The organism is Rhodovulum viride (genome assembly GCF_003265965.1).
In the GTDB taxonomy this organism is placed as follows: Bacteria; Pseudomonadota; Alphaproteobacteria; order Rhodobacterales; family Rhodobacteraceae; genus Rhodovulum; species Rhodovulum kholense.
This window is the reverse complement of the sequence record NZ_MUAV01000303.1, coordinates 1-222: the sequence shown is the minus strand read 5'-3', so window position 1 is coordinate 222 and position 222 is coordinate 1. Positions and strand designations below refer to the sequence as shown.

Below are 222 nucleotides of genomic sequence, written 5' to 3'. Positions count from 1 at the left end.
GGCCGGTCTCGTGGCGCCAGCGCTCATGGGCATGGGCCGCACGGGCCTCGAAGAACCGCGCGACGGCCATGCGCAGCCGCCAGTGGCTGTCGGAAAAGGCCGAACCATCCTCGGCCCGGCGGGCGCGGTCCATCGCCTCGATCTCGAAGGCGAGGCCGTAGGTCGGACCGTTGAGGTCGATATGCGGGATCACGTCGAGCGCCATGGTCAGCCGCCGCGCGG

At 71.6% G+C, this 222-nt stretch carries 1 protein-coding gene; it reads right to left on the bottom strand.

Annotated elements, in window-relative coordinates; genetic code table 11:
- Positions 1-222, bottom strand: a 222-nt coding sequence (locus BYZ73_RS23450; protein WP_181498206.1) for a hypothetical protein, incomplete at both ends; no start/stop codon positions are given.